The sequence below is a fragment of the Chryseobacterium daecheongense genome, assembly GCA_027920525.1.
In the GTDB taxonomy this organism is placed as follows: Bacteria; Bacteroidota; Bacteroidia; order Flavobacteriales; family Weeksellaceae; genus Chryseobacterium; species Chryseobacterium proteolyticum.
In genome coordinates, this window is record CP115858.1 from 3,023,727 (window position 1) to 3,041,289 (window position 17,563).

15 protein-coding genes are annotated in these 17,563 nt (G+C 36.0%); 7 read left to right on the top strand and 8 right to left on the bottom strand.

The window, feature by feature from the left end; translation table 11 throughout:
* Positions 1 to 43: 43 nt before the first annotated feature.
* The 5 genes from mnmG to PFY10_13390 form a co-directional block, all read right to left on the bottom strand.
* Positions 44 to 1,906 (bottom strand): tRNA uridine-5-carboxymethylaminomethyl(34) synthesis enzyme MnmG, encoded by a 1,863-nt coding sequence (gene mnmG, locus PFY10_13370; GenBank protein ID WBV55219.1) that lies wholly within the window; start codon positions 1,904 to 1,906, stop codon positions 44 to 46.
* Positions 1,907 to 2,087: 181 nt separating this feature from the next.
* Positions 2,088 to 2,498, bottom strand: coding sequence for an rRNA maturation RNase YbeY (ybeY, locus tag PFY10_13375; protein WBV55220.1), 411 nt, complete (start codon positions 2,496 to 2,498; stop codon positions 2,088 to 2,090).
* A gap of 4 nt (positions 2,499 to 2,502) precedes the next feature.
* The gene (locus PFY10_13380; protein ID WBV55221.1) at positions 2,503 to 4,659 is read right to left on the bottom strand and encodes a patatin-like phospholipase family protein; all 2,157 of its coding nucleotides are present in this window, start codon (positions 4,657 to 4,659) and stop codon (positions 2,503 to 2,505) included.
* 4 nt (positions 4,660 to 4,663) lie between these two features.
* Complete coding sequence (locus PFY10_13385; protein ID WBV55222.1) at positions 4,664 to 7,111, bottom strand: bifunctional UDP-N-acetylmuramoyl-tripeptide:D-alanyl-D-alanine ligase/alanine racemase; 2,448 nt, start codon at positions 7,109 to 7,111, stop codon at positions 4,664 to 4,666.
* Between the two features lie 185 nt (positions 7,112 to 7,296).
* Complete coding sequence (locus PFY10_13390; protein ID WBV55223.1) at positions 7,297 to 7,887, bottom strand: thymidine kinase; 591 nt, start codon at positions 7,885 to 7,887, stop codon at positions 7,297 to 7,299.
* Positions 7,888 to 7,948: 61 nt separating this feature from the next.
* Here PFY10_13390 and PFY10_13395 point away from each other — a divergent pair, with 61 nt between their 5' ends.
* The 4 genes from PFY10_13395 (at position 7,949) to fabG (ending at position 12,417) form a co-directional block, all read left to right on the top strand.
* Positions 7,949 to 9,349, top strand: a complete 1,401-nt coding sequence (locus PFY10_13395) for a hypothetical protein (GenBank protein WBV55224.1) — start codon at positions 7,949 to 7,951, stop codon at positions 9,347 to 9,349.
* 8 nt (positions 9,350 to 9,357) lie between these two features.
* Positions 9,358 to 10,032, top strand: a complete 675-nt coding sequence (gene rsmI / locus PFY10_13400; protein WBV55225.1) for a 16S rRNA (cytidine(1402)-2'-O)-methyltransferase — start codon at positions 9,358 to 9,360, stop codon at positions 10,030 to 10,032.
* Positions 10,033 to 11,505 (top strand): WG repeat-containing protein, encoded by a 1,473-nt coding sequence (locus tag PFY10_13405; protein WBV55226.1) that lies wholly within the window; start codon positions 10,033 to 10,035, stop codon positions 11,503 to 11,505.
* A gap of 168 nt (positions 11,506 to 11,673) precedes the next feature.
* The gene (gene fabG / locus PFY10_13410; protein WBV55227.1) at positions 11,674 to 12,417 is read left to right on the top strand and encodes a 3-oxoacyl-[acyl-carrier-protein] reductase; all 744 of its coding nucleotides are present in this window, start codon (positions 11,674 to 11,676) and stop codon (positions 12,415 to 12,417) included.
* 52 nt (positions 12,418 to 12,469) lie between these two features.
* Here fabG and PFY10_13415 read toward each other — a convergent pair whose 3' ends face one another.
* Positions 12,470 to 13,510, bottom strand: a complete 1,041-nt coding sequence (locus PFY10_13415; GenBank protein WBV55228.1) for a GMP reductase — start codon at positions 13,508 to 13,510, stop codon at positions 12,470 to 12,472.
* Positions 13,511 to 13,569: 59 nt separating this feature from the next.
* Here PFY10_13415 and PFY10_13420 point away from each other — a divergent pair, with 59 nt between their 5' ends.
* The 3 genes from PFY10_13420 to PFY10_13430 are packed head-to-tail and all read left to right on the top strand — an operon-like array spanning position 13,570 to position 15,977.
* Complete coding sequence (locus tag PFY10_13420; protein ID WBV55229.1) at positions 13,570 to 14,325, top strand: prolipoprotein diacylglyceryl transferase; 756 nt, start codon at positions 13,570 to 13,572, stop codon at positions 14,323 to 14,325.
* Between the two features lie 2 nt (positions 14,326 to 14,327).
* Positions 14,328 to 14,564 (top strand): hypothetical protein, encoded by a 237-nt coding sequence (locus tag PFY10_13425; GenBank protein ID WBV55230.1) that lies wholly within the window; start codon positions 14,328 to 14,330, stop codon positions 14,562 to 14,564.
* Between the two features lie 9 nt (positions 14,565 to 14,573).
* Positions 14,574 to 15,977 (top strand): radical SAM protein, encoded by a 1,404-nt coding sequence (locus PFY10_13430; protein ID WBV55231.1) that lies wholly within the window; start codon positions 14,574 to 14,576, stop codon positions 15,975 to 15,977.
* A 65-nt stretch (positions 15,978 to 16,042) separates the two neighbouring features.
* Here PFY10_13430 and PFY10_13435 read toward each other — a convergent pair whose 3' ends face one another.
* Both PFY10_13435 and surE read right to left on the bottom strand, forming a co-directional pair.
* Positions 16,043 to 16,705: a GNAT family N-acetyltransferase gene (locus PFY10_13435; protein ID WBV55232.1), complete on the bottom strand. Its 663-nt coding sequence runs from the start codon at positions 16,703 to 16,705 to the stop codon at positions 16,043 to 16,045.
* Positions 16,705 to 17,475 (bottom strand): 5'/3'-nucleotidase SurE, encoded by a 771-nt coding sequence (surE, locus tag PFY10_13440; GenBank protein WBV55233.1) that lies wholly within the window; start codon positions 17,473 to 17,475, stop codon positions 16,705 to 16,707. The genes PFY10_13435 and surE overlap by 1 nt, the downstream gene beginning before the upstream one ends.
* Positions 17,476 to 17,563: the final 88 nt, after the last annotated feature.

The following is a 17,563-nucleotide window of genomic DNA, read 5'->3' on the forward strand; positions in this document are numbered from 1 at the left end:
TTTGTTTTAAATTTAATTATGTTTCACGTGAAACATAATGTAATTATCGTCCTAAATAGACCAGTAAAACGTTGATATCAGCAGGGGATACACCACTGATTCTTCCTGCTTGGGCAATTGTTTTTGGTCTTACATTATTCATTTTTTGTTTAGCCTCAGATGATAAGCTTGAGAGTTTTAGATAATCAAAATCTTCAGGAATTTTAATGTTTTCCAAACGATTCAGTTTTGCAACATTTTCTTTTTCCTTTTCAATATATCCTTTGTATTTGATATTAATTTCAGCCTGTTCCCTTACTTCATCGTCAAATTGAGAGGCTACTTCTTTAATGATATCAATATTTTCAAGCTTTTCTAATGTAATATTAGGTCTGGTAAGAAACTGAGAAGCTCTGTAGGCTTGATCTACAGGATTACTTTCTTCACTTTCTAGAATAGGATTGATGATTCCGGGTTTTAAAGAAGTTTCTCGCAAGAATGTTTCAAGTTCCTCACTTTTAGCTATTTTTTGCTCAACTTTTCTTAATCTTTCTTCTTTTGCAAGTCCTAGTTGATACGCTTTTTCAGTTAATCTGATATCCGCATTATCCTGTCTTAAAAGGAGTCTGTATTCGGCACGTGAGGTAAACATTCTGTAAGGTTCCTCTGTACCTTTGGTAATAAGATCATCAATTAAAACTCCTATATATGCTTCATCCCTGTTAAGAATAAATTCTTCTTTACCGTGTACTTTATTATGGGCATTAATACCTGCCATTAAACCTTGACCGGCCGCTTCTTCATATCCTGTAGTACCATTAATTTGTCCGGCAAAATATAAATTATCAATTAGTTTTGTTTCTAAGGTATGCTTTAACTGGGTAGGGGGGAAGTAGTCGTATTCAATGGCATAGCCTGGACGGAAAACCTTTACATTTTCGAATCCTGGAATATGTTTCATAGCTTTGATTTGTACATCTTCCGGTAAGGAAGAACTAAAGCCGTTTACATATATTTCTACTGTTCTCCAGCCTTCTGGCTCTACAAATAACTGGTGTCTTGTACGTTCAGCAAATCGGTTGATTTTATCTTCAATACTAGGGCAATATCTTGGACCTAAACTCTGAATGGTACCATTAAACATAGGGCTTCTGTCAAAACCTTCGCGTAGAATATCGTGTACGGTTTCGTTGGTGTAAACGATATGACAACTTAATTGTTTGGTTAACTTCGGAGTATCTAAGTAACTGAACTTTTGTGGCTTTTCATCTCCTTTTTGCTCTTCCATTTTGGAATAATCAAGGCTTCTTCCATCTACTCTCGGTGGAGTACCGGTTTTCATTCTTCCGGCTTCAAAACCTAAAGATACCAATTGTTCTGTAATGCCAAAAGCTCTGGGTTCTCCCATTCTTCCACCTCCCAATTGTTTATCGCCAACGTGGATCAAACCATTAAGGAAAGTACCGTTTGTGAGGACTACAGATTTAGCTTTAATTGAAATTCCTAAAGAAGTTACCACACCAACTACCTGGTTATTTTCGATAATAAGCTGCTTTACCATATCCTGAAAGAAATCAAGATTGGGTGTATTTTCTAATGCTAAACGCCATTCTTCAGCGAAAAGCATTCTATCGTTCTGGGTTCTGGGTGACCACATCGCAGGACCTTTTGAAAGGTTCAGCATTTTAAATTGTATGGCTGATTTGTCAGCTACAATTCCTGAATATCCTCCCATAGCATCAATCTCACGTACGATCTGCCCTTTAGCTATTCCTCCCATAGCAGGGTTACAGCTCATTTGACCAATGGTCTGCATGTTCATTGTAACGAGTAGGGTTTTTGATCCAAGGTTTGCAGCTGCGGCTGCAGCTTCGCAACCTGCATGGCCTGCACCTACTACTATTACGTCATATATTTCTGAAATCATTTTTTATACCTGTTTTAAGGCTTAAATTTTAATCTTTTTACTAAATGTTTCACGTGAAACATTATTTTAAAATACTGCTTTAATAAGCCTGTATTCATTGTTTTTCGCCATGTTTATTTCGTTTCATTCAAAAAAATAAATTAAAAAAACATGGTGTAAAGATTACAAATGCCAAACTACATTATCCAATGTATTTAGCTAAATAGAAATCTTCTTTACTTCGCATTTCTTTTTCTTCTTCTTCGGTCTTGTCCTTATATCCGCAAAGATGAAGGATGCCATGTCCTAAAACCCTTCTTAATTCTTCTTCATAATTTTTTGATAGGGTAGAAGCATTATCTGAAATGCGCTGCAAAGATACGAAAATCTCTGCGCTTATTGTTTTGCCTTTAACATAATCAAAAGTGATGATGTCTGTATAGTAATCATGTTGTAAATAATCCTGATTAATTTTAAGTAAATATTCATCATCACAAAAGATGTAATTGATTTCACCCAATTTTTTTCCTTCTGAAAGAATGATATCTTCCAGCCATTTTGTATAATCTGTGTTCACAGATTCCGGTAAGTTTTCGTAAAAGAATTGTATCATTTTTTTAAAACCAGTGTCCTAGTATTACACTGAATATGCCTTTTTGATTATTTTTTAGAGAGTGACTGAAATTAATTTTAATTTGTCCGAACGGAGATTTATATCCTGCTGTTATTCCCAGGGAACTGTAGTTAAGTTTAGCTGCGTTTTCAAAAGTTATATCGTTGGAAAGGTTCGCAAAAGAGAAGTTTCCACTTATGAAATAATTTTTGTTGAATTTAAACTGAAGATCATTAGATACTAAAACAACGTTGTTAGTGCTTAGCTGTGCAAAATAAAATCCTGCAAAACTTCTGAAATTAACTACATTCTGTTCAAAAATTCCTCCCAGTTTATATTTATAGAATTCCGGAAGATTTTCACCGATTGTTATTCCTCCATATAAATTCAGACGATAAGTAAATTGTTTTGCCAAAGGAATATTTATTCTGATATCAGCTTTTACCTGAACAATTCTTTTTTCAAGTTCAGATTTCATCAGATCGACCACTTTTCCTTCAGCAGCTATATAAATTCCTTTTGAAGGAAAATCCTTATCGTTTTGAGTATCGCTTTTTATAAATACATAGGGATTAAGGAAACGGCTTACTCTTTCATTTGATCCGTTCATATCAGCACTGAAATAATCGTGGCTGATCCCGCCGCCGATTGCAAACTTATCTTTCCATACGGATTGGATATAGGCTTCATTTCTTAACCATTTCCAGCTGTCAACAACATTATTATTGATGTCTTTAAGATCAATGCTCATTCCCGAAGAGTAGATTCCGAATCCCGGAATGTATCCGTTATCAATGAAATAATTGAGATAATACCTCGGCTGGTCACCCACAATAACGTCAAGCGACAGATTTGAATTTCTGAATAAGAGTCTTTTTGCAGAATAGTTTAGAAGCAATCCTGTTTTGAAGACATCATCATAGTGTAATCCGAATTTAAAAAAATGTCTGGCATCGTCTTCGGTTACATACAATTTAAGATAATTGGCATTATTTTCCGATACAATATCATAATTGATGAACTTGTAATTATTAGTTGCTACCAGTCGGTCTATTTTTTTGTTAATGCTACCGTAAGTTTCCATAGAGGGAAGGTGTAATCCCATTTTCCCCAGAGCATAGTTTTTACCGTAAATTTTGCTTCCAATTAAAGAAATGCTGTCAATCTTATATACGTTGGAATAAATTGGATTTACGCGCTGTCTGAGGCGGTCAAAAGAACGCTTGGGTAACTGATTCAGTATATCAACATATTTGAGTCCTTCAACATATCCGCTATCCAGGATTTTTTTCTTTTCATCATAGCTGGTCGCGGACATTCCTTTAAGGTCCGGTTTGATGTTAATATCAGTGTACTTGTACTGACGTTTTGTATCCTTGTGGATATTCATATCAATAACCTGGTTAAGAATGGCTATAATATTGTTTAAATCTTCTCTTTTTGATAAGTCCTGGTTAAGGTCCACACCAATAACGATATCGATTCCTTTGTCCTTTAATGGCTTTGATGGATAGTTAACAGTCATAGCTCCATCTATGTAAATACTGTCGCCAACTTTTACCGGATCCATTAAAGACGGAAATGCGGAACTTGCCATAATAGATTCTACGAGATCACCTTTTTCAAAAATCTGCATATTCCCACTTTCCAGATTGGTAGCAACACACATAAAAGGAATTGGTAATTTGGAGAAATCATCAATGTTCGAAACATTTTTAAACAGTTCCTTTAACAGGTAAACATTTTTCTGTCCAGTACTGATAGAAGAGGGGAGATTGATCTTACCATGCTTAATGGGAATGGAAAGAAGATATTTGTCAACAGATTTATTAAAGAATGTGCTTTCCTTTCTGGATTTAGGATCCATGATCAGAGAATAGAAATCGGTATCCATAACGATTTTTTCTATTTCTTTTCCGGAATATCCTGAAGCATATAGTCCTCCAACAATAGCTCCCATACTGGTTCCTGCAACATAGTCAACTTTTACTCCCAGGGAGTCGAGTACCTTTAATACTCCAACATGAGAAAATCCTTTAGCTCCTCCGCCGGCAAGTGAAAGTCCTATCCTTGGATTTTTTGGAATCACGAGTCCTTTTCTTACCTGCGATTGCAGCAAAAGTAATTGGAATATGAACAGGAGGACCAGGAGTTTTCTCATAGGATTAGTCTTTTATATAAATCCGTTTCACCCGAGGCGAAATGGAGGTTAATACTTCGTAAGTGATGGTTTTGCAGTAATCTGCGAATTCTTTTAAACTTGGCTTTGCATTAAAAATAGTCACTGTATCACCTTCTTCTACATTAGGAATGTGATCTACATTGATCATCATCATATCCATACAGATACTTCCGACGATAGGAGCTAATGTTTTGTGTATTCCTACATTACCTATCTGATTTCCGATTAGTCTTGGAATTCCATCCGCATACCCTACAGGTATAGTAGCTATTTTTGTACGGTGATCTGTTTTATATCTTCTGCTGTAGCCAATGGATTCTCCGTTTTCTACATTCGATATTTGAGAAATGACTGTTTTAAAACTAACCGTTGATTGCAGCTGTTTTTGTATTTCACTATTTGGTGATTCACCTAACATTCCGATCCCAATTCTTACCATATCATACTGGTATTCAGAATAGTTTGTTATTCCTGATGAATTCAGGATGTGTCTTATCGGCTGATATCCCAACTTTTCGATCAGGTATCCGGAATTTTTTTCAAAAGTATCGAACTGGTTTAAAGTAAATTCTCTTTCATCCGGCATATCAGAAGAAGAAAGGTGCGTCATGATACTCTGAACCCGGACATTCATATTTTTTAAGTTTTCACTTAATTGATCCAGTTCAAAACCTTTAAAACCAAGACGATGCATACCTGTTTCCAGTTTAATGTGAATAGGGAATTTTTGATCGTATCCTGATTTCTGAACCGCATCATTAAATAGTTCCAGCACCCTGAAGCTGTAAATTTCAGGTTCCAGGTTGTATTGTATGATAGCATCATAGCTATGCTGAGCTGCATTCATTACTACAATAGGAGTTGTAATTCCCTTTTTTCGGAGCTCTACTCCTTCATCAGTGTACGCTACACCAAGATAATCGATATGATGGTGCTGCAGAAATTCCGATATTTCATAGCTTCCTAATCCGTATGCATTTGCTTTTACCATTGCCATTACTTTGGTTTCAGGTTTTAGCAGGGATTTGTGATAATTAATATTGTGAAGAATCGCATTTAAATTGATCTCAAGAACAGTATCATGTTTTCTGAGTTCAAGGATATCTTTAAGCCTTTCTATCTCGAATTTTCTCGCACCTTTTAACAGGATAATCTGATTTTCAATATCTGTAAGGTGTTTGCTTTCAATTAATTCCTGAGTATTAATGAAAGTAAAAGTTTTAGATTTAAAAAGATGGCTGAATGCAGTAATTTCATTTCCGACAAGGAACAGAGAGTCAAAATTCTGTTCATTGACAAGTTCAGAAACTTCCTCATACAATTCCTGTGAATTCGAATTTACTCCTACAATATCTGTTAAAACCAAAGATTTTTTCGGCTTATTATATTCGTTCAGGAACTGCAGTGCAGTTTTCAGGGAATCAAGATCAAGATTAAAGGAATCGTTAATAATGATGTTATTTTTATTTCCCTCAATAGCTTCAAGCCTCATTTCAATAGTCTTCAAGGCATTGATCTTTTCGACAATTTTATTATTGTCGATATTCAACTCCTTTAAAACGGCAATAAGAGCCATGGCATTGGTTAAAGTGGCTTCATCCCTTTGGTGTACAGGAAAACTTATTTCATCATTAAAGTACTGTACAATTATATTTTCTTCTCTTGAAATATTACTTTTAATAAATACCTGATTATTATCTCTAAAGCCATAGGAAATCAATTTTTTAGAAGCGTATAATGTTTTTATTTTCTGATCAACAAGGGAATTGTCACCATTGTAAATGATAACCCCGGAATCTTTAAAAAGTTTGATCTTTTCATTAATTAAGGCCTCTTCGGAATCGAAATTTGCAGCGTGAGCGGTTCCAATATGAGTAAGAAGTCCAATTTCGGGGCTGAAAATATCCTCCAGTTTTTCCATTTCATGAGGTTTGGAAATTCCAACCTCAAAGATCCCAAGCTCATAGGAATTGTTGATCTGAAGTAAAGAAAGGGGAAGACCGATCTGTGAATTGAAGCTTTTAGGGCTCTTTACAGTGGAGAACTCATTCCAAAGACACTGATATAACCATTCTTTTAAAATAGTTTTCCCGTTACTTCCGGTAATTCCGATGGATTTCAGATGAGAATGTTCAAAATGATATTTGGCCAGCTTTTGAAGAAAGTCAACAGAATTGCTGACGATGATCCACGTTATATTTTCAAACTGAGGATACTGATGTTCGGAAATAATAATTTTTATACCTCTGTCAATCGCCGATTCAATGAATTTTTCACCAGAATTTTTTTGGGTATTAATAGCTATAAATGCAGTGTTTTTAATGGAATAGATGATTCTGCTGTCAAAAGCAATATTTTTGATGATGGCATTACCATCTCCGATTACTTTTGAATTGGTGATATGTGCAATTTGGTCTGCTGTATAGTTCATTGGTGCTCTTTCTTCTCTTTGTGAGGAAACTGCAAAGGTGTAAAATTACAAAATCAAAGAATCTGAAAATTGTAAAAAGGTTCCGGTAGGTTTTTAAAACTACAAGAAAAGCCAATTTTACAATTCAACAGTTTAATGACTTTACAACTTTGTCTTTTCAGCGTTTCCGCCAATATATATTTTAATTATTTCTTCTTTTTTAACAGGACTTCATCAATAAAGACTCTTCTGCTTACCGCTTCGTAACTTTCCGTTTCTCCGAGCTCTACCAGATTATCTCCCTGAGATGTTCTCATCGAGTAATTGGCAAGATTCCCTGTTCTTTTGCAAATAGCATGAACTTTGGTTACATATTCCGCAGTTGCCATAAGATTAGGCATCGGCCCAAACGGACGTCCTAAAAAGTCCATATCCAATCCTGCAATAACAACTCTTATACCGCTATTTGCCAATTCATTAGCAATTTCAACAATGCTTTCATCAAAAAATTGTGCTTCATCAATTCCCACCACATCACAATTAGAACCCAATAAGAGAATTTCGTTTGGGTTTTCTACTGCTGTACTCCGAATTTTATTCTTATTATGTGAGACCACATCTTCTTCAGAATATCTTGTATCCGTTTTCGGTTTAAAAATTTCCACATTTTGCCCTGCCATTTCTGCTCTTCTCAGCCTTCTGATCAACTCTTCGGTTTTTCCGGAAAACATTGAGCCACAAATAACTTCCATCCAACCGCTTTGTTTGGAGTGATTAATTGTATTTTCTAAAAACATTTGTTAAATTAGCCGTAATATTTTAACATCAAAAGTACGCAATTTTTAACAAGAATCTTATATGCAGAATATCCAAGATTTAAAGGAAAAAATTTTTTTCGAATCCAAGAATATCATCGATATACTGGAAAAAATAAATAACGTGGATGAATTACTTTCCAAGCAGGATCTTGTGGATGAACTTGCTAATAGGATTTCTTTTTTAAGAATGGTAGAGAAAAATATTGAATATTTTATCCCCCATACTTCATCACAGAGTTCGGAAAGTCCAAACCATACATCTTCTGTACAGAAAGAATTTGAAAATCAGGATTCAAATCACGAAGTGACGGAAGAGGAAGCGATTTTCAATAACGAGCTGAATGAAATTGATGAAAATGAAGGGATGGAATATGATGATGAACAGGCGGATGAAAACGGGACTGAACAGGAGGAAATATTCAATAATCAATTGACAGAAATAGTTGAAAATGAATACCATGAAAATATGGTGCATTTTGCTGAAGAAAAAGCTGCTGATCTTAAAGCGGAAGAATCGTTTGATGATCCGATAGAGGAAGAAGTAATTTTTACCAACCAGCTGAATGAGATTAATGAATTTGAAAATGAGCCTTCTGATTATCAGGAATCTAGTAATAACTCCTTTGACGAAGAAGAAAATATTCAGAATAGCATAGAAAACGATGAAGCGACAGACAGGGCAAAAGCTTTCATAAATGATACCAGCAATTTTTCTGAGGTGAATGAAAAAATCCCTAGTATTTTTGACACAGAGGTTTTGGAAGATGATGAAATGCTAATAGAAGAGGTTGATTCACAGTTTATTTCTTCTAATATTTCAATAGAGCAGGGAGAAATGGCAATGGAAACGTCTAATGTTGAAAATATTGTTACAGAGATTAAAAGCGATGCTCAGACCGAAGAAAAGAGGGAAGAACAAACAGCTTCAGAGGAAAATAACAAGAGAAAAATCGTTGATATAGATCATGGGTACCATGATCCTGAAAAGGAAAGACATCCTTCTGACGAAAGTTTTGAAAATCTGGATGCCTATAATCAGGAGAAGAAAATCAAGCTTGCTAATATCAAGGGACTTAAATCCATTCAATCACTGTTTGATGATGACCCGTTAGAGAGGGAAATTTCGAAGAAAAAGACTGAAACAAACATCAAAGAAGACAGTGGAAGTTTGCTTAAAACGAATATTCCAACGAATTTTATGGAGGCTGAGAAGTCAAAGCCTGAATTTAAATTGGATCTCAATGACAGAATTGCATTTTCAAAAATGCTTTTTGACGGAAGCCAGTCCGAGCTTAATGAGGTAATTTTCGAATTGAACAGCTTCAGAACACTGGAAGAAGCAAAAGAGTATTTAAGTGATTTGTATTACTCCAAAAACTGGAGAAAAGTAGATGAATATGCCCAGAGGTTATGGGTACTGGTGGAAAATAAATTTTTATAATTCTAATTTTGAGCGGAACCCTATATTTTGTTCCTACACCTGTAGGAAATTTGGAAGATATGACCTTCAGAGCAGTAAATGTACTGAAAGAAGTGGATTACATTTTATGTGAAGATACAAGAACATCCGGTGTTCTTTTAAAACATTTTGAGATTTCTAAACCTTTAAAATCTTATCACCTGCATAATGAACATCAGGCAACAGAAAAGGTAATTTCAGACCTTAAAAGTGGCCAGAATGTAGCCATAATTACTGATGCCGGTACACCTGGAATTTCTGATCCCGGATATTTATTGGGAAAAGCGGGAGCTGATCATCATATTGAAATGATCTGTCTACCTGGTGCTACAGCATTTGTTCCTGCTCTTGTGGTATCCGGGCTCCCGAATAATGAATTTTTATTTGCCGGGTTTCTTCCCCAGAAAAAGGGCAGACAAACGAAGTTGAAGCAACTTGCTGAAGAGAAAAAGACAATCGTTTTATATGAGAGTCCTCACAAAATAAACACAACACTGGAACAGATCAAAAAGTTCTTCGGTGAGCATACAAAAGTAAGCCTGAGCCGGGAGATCTCCAAGAAATTTGAAGAGACTAAAAGAGGAACTATCAATGAATTAATTGAATTTTCCAAAAGTAAAACTTTAAAAGGAGAAATTGTTCTTATCGTGAATAATTCTATTTAATTGAAAAAGCTATTTTTTATACTACTTTCATCGGCTTGTATCGCGCAGCAAACCGATCAATATAAACAGATCTTATTATCAAAACAATTGGGTAAAGAAGTACGCCTTTACTCAAAAGGCTATGGAATAATTTCTGAGGCAGGAAAATCAGGCATTATAGATTCCCTTGGAACTGTTACAGCCGCTTTCCCATATAAAAATGAGATCTCCAGGTTAGCCAGGGAAAGGTTTATATTAAAGGTTAAAGAAGGTTCTTCCAATGGAAAAATGGCTTTAATTGATACCAAAGGAAACCAGCTGATCCCCCTGGATAATTTTAAATTCAGAACTTGGGAGAACAAAGAAAGGCTTATTTATTCTAAAGGCGGAAAGGACTGTCTTTATGATTACAACGGAAAACAGATCATCCCTTTTTCTGATAAAATTGAGTTTGCCAACGAAAAGAGACTTTTTGTAAAAACAGAAAAGGTATGGAAGATTTATGATTTTGATGGTCGCCTGGTTTCTGACAGGGAATTTGATGAAAATCTGCATTTTTACAAAGGAAGGGTTTATGTCATTACAGGATTCAGAAAAGGAGAGGTGATTGATGAGAATGGTAAGACAATCAGCTCTATTTCGGATCATTATATTGATGGAATTGTTTCTTACCCTTTTATGGTGACCAAAAATATCCCCAAAGATAAATATGGAATTATAGATGCCCAGGAAAATGTTCTTGCGGAGGAAATTTATGACCAGGCTTTTGTAGGAACTGAATACATTTATCTTAAAAAGGATGATAAAGTAAGCATCTTTTCTAAAAAAGAGAAAAAAGTATACTCAACGGATTTTGAATATGTGAATCATTTATTCGGAGGTTTATTCAGGACTGTTCCTGAACATAAAAATCCTAAAGTTGCGGTAATTATGACTAATGGTGAAATCGTACTGCCACAAGAGTATGATGATGTGGATGCCTTGAAAATTGCGGGAGATCATTTTATGTATCTCCGGAAAAACAATACCGAAACACTTTTGGATAAAAATTTAAAAAATGTTTTGGAGGAGGGGTATGATATAGAAAAAATATTTGCCAATTATCTGATTGTTAAGAAAGATAATAAATTTTATAGATTTTCACCCAAAGACAAGCAGTATAAAGAATTAGCAGATGTTGTTTCCATAAAACCTTTTGAAATTTTACCCGGATTGATCTACAAAAATAAAGAAGATAAATACGGAATGCTTGATGAAACCGGAAAAGAGGTAATTCCTGCCATCTACGACGATATGGTCACTTTTCTTTCTGCCAAAGAGATGGTTGTAAAAAAGAATGGTAAATTCGGTGTTACCAATCATAAGAATGAACCTCTTAAAGAGGTTGTGTACGATAGCTATTCTTCTGATAGAAAAGGATTAAAACTTATCAAAGGAAAGAATTCCGAATATTTGTATTTTACTCATTCAGAGGATAAAACTGCTTGGGATTAATTGCATACTAACCAAAAAGAACGGGAAATATTGAAGTAATTTGCAATTAATAATGCGTTGAATAACAAATTATAATATCTTTGCGGCTGTTTATTTACAAAAATAAATATCTTAAATTAGCCGTCAATCAACAGGTTAGAAAACAGAAAGAAAATAATTGTCATAGATATGAAACTATTAGAAGGAAAGGTAGCGCTAATTACGGGAGCTACAAGAGGGATCGGAAAAGGAATTGCTGAAGTTTTTGCTCAACACGGAGCAAAAGTAGCATTTACTTATGCCGGTTCTGTAGACAAAGCAAAAGAATTGGAAGCAACTTTAAGTTCTGTAACTCAGATCAAAGGGTATCAATCAGACGCATCGGATTATGATGCTGCTCAAAAATTAGTGGACGATGTAATGGCTGATTTTGGTAACATCGATATTTTGGTCAACAATGCTGGGATCACCAGAGATAATTTATTGCTGAGAATGTCTAAAGACGATTGGGATACCATTATCAAAGTAAACCTTGATTCTGTATTCAACCTTACAAAGGCGGTTATTAAGCCTATGATGAAAGCAAAAGCAGGATCTATTATCAATATGACTTCGGTAGTAGGAGTGAAAGGAAACGGAGGACAATCCAATTATGCTGCTTCAAAGGCAGGAGTGATTGGCTTTACAAAGTCTATTGCTTTGGAATTAGGTTCAAGAAACATCCGTTGCAATGCTATTGCTCCCGGATTTATCGAAACTGAAATGACGGCTTCGTTAGATGAGAAAACCCTGAAAGCATGGAGAGACGGAATTCCAATGAAAAGAGGAGGACAGCCTCAGGATGTTGCTAATGCATGTGTATTTTTAGGAAGCGAAATGTCAACTTATATCACAGGACAAACCTTACATGTTGACGGAGGAATGCTGACATAGAAAAAACTTAATTAGAAATATAAAGCCGGATCAACGATCCGGCTTTTTTGTTTTAATCTTTAAATATCTGATTTTCCTGTTCCTGAACCCTGATGAAAGTGGTTCTTTTGGAAAGTTCTTTAAGTTTGGAAGCCCCCACATAAGTACATGTGGAGCGAACACCCCCTAAAATATCTTTTACCGTATCTGAAACGGGTCCCTTATAAGCTACTTTTACCGTCTTACCTTCCGAAGCCCGGTATTCAGCAACACCACCGGAATGCTTATCCATTGCTGTTTTTGAGCTCATCCCGTAAAAAAGCCGGTATTTCTTTCCATTTTCTTCAATCATCTCACCACCACTTTCATCGTGGCCGGCAAACATACCTCCCAACATAACGAAATCCGCACCGCCACCAAATGCTTTGGCAACATCTCCCGGTACTTTACATCCTCCATCGGCAATAATATGGCCGCCTAATCCATGAGCTGCATCAGAACACTCAATAATCGCTGAAAGCTGAGGATATCCTACTCCTGTTTTTACACGGGTAGTACATACCGAACCAGGTCCTATACCTACTTTAATGATATCTGCACCTACTAAAAGAAGCTCTTCAACCATTTCACCCGTAACCACATTACCGGCCATAATGACTTTATCCGGGAAATTGGCCCTTGCCTGCTTTACAAAGCTTACGAAATGTTCAGAGTAACCATTGGCTACATCGATGCATAGAAACTCGATTTTTGGGTGCCTTTCGAGGATTTGTTTTAGTTTCTCCTCGTCATTCTTACCTGTTCCGGTACTCAGAGCTATATATTGATGAATACTTTCCGGCTGGTTATGCAGGAATTCATCCCATTCCTGTATGGAATAATGTTTATGCACAGCCGTAATAATTTTATCTTTTGCCAATTCAACAGCCATTTCAAAAGTACCTACAGTGTCCATATTTGCTGCAATGATAGGTGTTCCTTTCCACTTTTTTTTTGTATGGCGAAATGTGAATTCCCTTTCCAAATCAACCTCGGACCTTGATTTTAAAGTAGATCTTTTCGGGCGGAACATTACATCCTTGAACCCTAACTTTATGTCATATTCTATACGCATTGTGATTATTTAAAATATTAAAATTAGCAAATAATATTAAATATAGTATTTTTGAAAGCATGGATTTTCCTGTTACTTTTCAAATCTTTGGTAAAACAATGCTGGCGCATCCTCTTTTTGAAGCGTTGGGAATGTTCATGGGAATGCGTTATTACTTTTACCTAAAAAGAAAATCCCCGGAAAAGTTATCCTTCAATGTTTCAGCGGCGATTCTCATCGGTGCTACTGCAGGAGCTTTGATCGGGTCAAAATTGATCGGGAATCTTGAAAATCCTTACAAGCTTTTTAATGACTTCAGCTTTAAAAATATATGGTCGAATAATACGATTGTCGGAGGACTTGCCTTTGGATTGATAGGAGTGGAGCTCGCTAAGAAAATTGTGGGGCATAAGGAAAGTACGGGAGATCTGATTGTGTATCCTCTATTACTTGCCATCATCATTGGTAGGATAGGATGTTTTCTGACCGGAATCTATGAAGAAACATATGGTCTTCCTACAGGTTCTGTTTTTGGAATGCATCTGGGGGATGGGTATTTGCGACATCCCGTAGCGCTTTACGAGATCGCTTTCTTAATCAGCCTCTGGGTTGTTTTAAGGATTAAGCAAAGTACTGGGGAATATCCTTCCGGATATATTTTCCAGCTTTTTATGCTGAATTATTTCACATTCAGATTTTTCCTGGATTTTATTAAGCCGAGGGTTGAGCTGGTTGGAAACCTGGGAACAATTCAGATTGTGTGCATACTTGTAATTATTTATTACATTTTTAAAATCAAGCAGACAAAAAGTGTAAATTCACATCAAAATATTTGAAAATGATACCATTAACTTTTTTGGAAGGGGGCAATTATGCCGGTGTCTTTATAATGGTCATTGCGATCATTATTTTTGGAGCCTTATTTGTTTCTTTTATTGCCACTTTATTTGTAAAAATCATTTATGAATTAAAAGATGGAAGGAAATTTTCGAAAAAACAATTCATACAGACCATGGTTATCTGTTTGTTGATCTGTGGACTGATCAGCGGATATATTTGTGGTGGAGGACTTTAAAATTACATTATGCCGGTAAGAAATTATACCTATTACGATTATACAATAAGCCTTTGCCCCGAATGCCTTAAAAGAGTGGGAGCTAAGGTTATTATAGAGGATGAAGCCGTTTTCATGACTAAACGGTGTCCTGATCACGGGTTTTTCAAAACAAAAATTGCCTCGGATGTTCAGTACTATAAAAACATCCGAAACTATAATAAAGCTTCGGAGATGCCTTTGCATTTTGGTACGGATGTAGAATATGGTTGTCCTTATGACTGCGGACTCTGTGTGGATCATGAACAGCACAGCTGTCTTTCTATCGTAGAAGTTACAGATCGTTGTAACCTTACTTGCCCCACATGCTACGCAATGTCATCACCCCATTACGGAAGCCACCGGAGCCTGGAAGAAATCGAAGCGATGTTTGATATCATTGTAAAAAATGAAGGAGAGCCGGATGTTGTACAGATCAGTGGAGGAGAGCCAACCATTCATCCTGAGTTTTTTAAGATCATGGATATTGCAAAGACAAAGCCGATCAAGCATTTAATGTTAAATACCAATGGAGTAAGGATAGCGAATGATCCTGGTTTTGCTGAAAAATTAGCCACATATGCTCCCGAGTTTGAGGTTTATCTTCAGTTTGATTCCTTTAAACCGGAGGTTTTAATGGATTTCAGAGGGAAAGATCTTACTGATGTCAGAATGAAGGCTCTTGAAAAGCTGAATGAATTAAATCTTTCCACGACATTAGTTATCGTACTCCAAAAGGACAAAAATATTGATGAAATAGGAAAGATCATTGATTTTGCCTTAAAACAGAAATGTGTGCGGGGAATTACATTTCAGCCCGTTGAGATAGCAGGGAGGAACAGAGAAGACTCTGCTTATGAAAAAATTACGTTAACAGAAGTAAGACAAGAGATCCTGAATCAGTTTCCGTTGCTTAATTCAGATGATATTATTCCGGTTCCCTGTAATCCGGATGCCTTGGCAATGGGATATATCTTAAAGCTGGAGGGTGAAATTATTCCTTTAACCCGATATATCAATCCGGCTGATTTACTGAATAATGAATCCAGAAACACGATTGTCTATGAACAGGATGCCGGGCTTCATATGCAGCTTTTGGATATTTTCAGTACAGGAATTTCCGTAGATAAAGTAAAACCTAAAGTGAACCAGTTACTCTGCTGTCTTCCTGAAGTTTCAGCTCCTGATCTCGATTATGATAATCTCTTTAGGATCATTATTATGAACTTTATGGATGCCCATGATTTTGATGTTCGTGCGGTTAAAAAATCCTGCGTGCACATCGTTAACAAAGACCTGAAATTAATCCCTTTTGAAACCATGAATCTTTTCTACCGTGATGGAAAAAAAGAATACCTTGAAGAACTGAGAAAAGAGGATAAAGTACTTTTTTGAGAATCTGACTTGTTATATACACTTTGATTAAACAAAATCAGCAAGAAATAAAAAGGGGTGAAAAACTATCGTTTAACACCCCATAAATTGATCTTTCCCCTGTGACCGAATCCTAACTTATCGTAAAGTTTTTTGGCTCCCATATTGCTTTCCGCTACATGGAGAAACGGGGTTTTGTTATCATCAAATATTTTTCCTGAAACAAAAGCAACAAGTTGTTTTGCATAGCCTTTTCCCAGGTAATCCGTATCGGTAATCACGGCACTTACTTCAGTCATATCGTCCATCTGCATTCTTTCACCTGTTACGGCAACCAGTTTTTCATCTTTAAAAATTCCAAAATAGCGGCCAAGTTCCGGTGTTCTCTTTTTAAAATAATAAGGATAAAATTTCAGGATAAAATCGTTAAGTTCCTTCTGATTTTCCTCTGTAATAAGGACAATATCTTCTGTAAAGTCGATTTCTATTTTATTTTCCAAAACATACTGATCACAGACAAGCTGAGATAATGCAGTTGCAAAGTTAACTGTGGGTTTAGCGCCAAAAACAAGAAAATCATCACAGATTTTTGCATATTCTGCAATATCTTCTTCTTTTCCTATGTCGGATGCGCCCCCAAAAGCAGCAACCTCAGGATTGTAAAATTTAGAATTTCCAAAGTTTAAGCAAAACTTTTTATGGTATTCATTAAGTGAATGATAAACAGGATTGTCTAGCTTACCGTACATTAGTCAAAATTCATTACCTCTTCCAGGGTTTTCATATATTCGTAGGCTGTTAAATCAAACTTTACGGGAACAATGGAAATATATCCGTTAGCCAAAGCTGTTTCGTCAGCATCCTCAGACTCGTCCATATTGTTGAAATACCCTGTCAGCCAATAGTATTTTTTTCCGTGCGGATTGACCCTTTCGTCAAAGCTTTCTTCCCATTTCGCATGTGCCTGTTTACATACTTTAATCCCTTTTATTTCTTGAGCCGGAAGTTTTGGAATGTTTACGTTCAGAACGATCCCTCGTGGCATTGGGTTTTCCAAGGTTCTTTTTACAATATTCTGAATGAACTCTTTAGCCTGCGTAAAGTCTGCTTCCCAGCTAAAGTCGAGCAGCGAAAATCCGATAGCAGGAATTCCTTCTACACCTGCTTCTACGGCCGCAGACATGGTCCCTGAATAAATAACATTAATCGATGAATTAGCTCCATGATTAATGCCGGAAACCACGATATCAGGTCTTCTTTTCAATATTTTGTCAAGGGCCATTTTTACACAGTCAACAGGGGTGCCACTACAGGAAAAATCCTGCTGCGGGCCATCAAGGTTTACTTCTTCATAACTTAAGGTAGAATTGATCGTAATTGCATGTCCTTTACCACTTTGTGGAGAATTGGGAGCTACTACGATTACTTCGCCTATTTCATTCATAAAATTGACTAGATTTCTGATACCAGGTGCTGTAATTCCATCATCATTAGTAACCAGAATAAGAGGTCTTTCCATAAAAAAATTTTATTTTAACAAAAATACTTAAAACTATCCGATATTTGTAAATAAGGTATTAAATTTGATAGTTTGTAACAGTAATTTA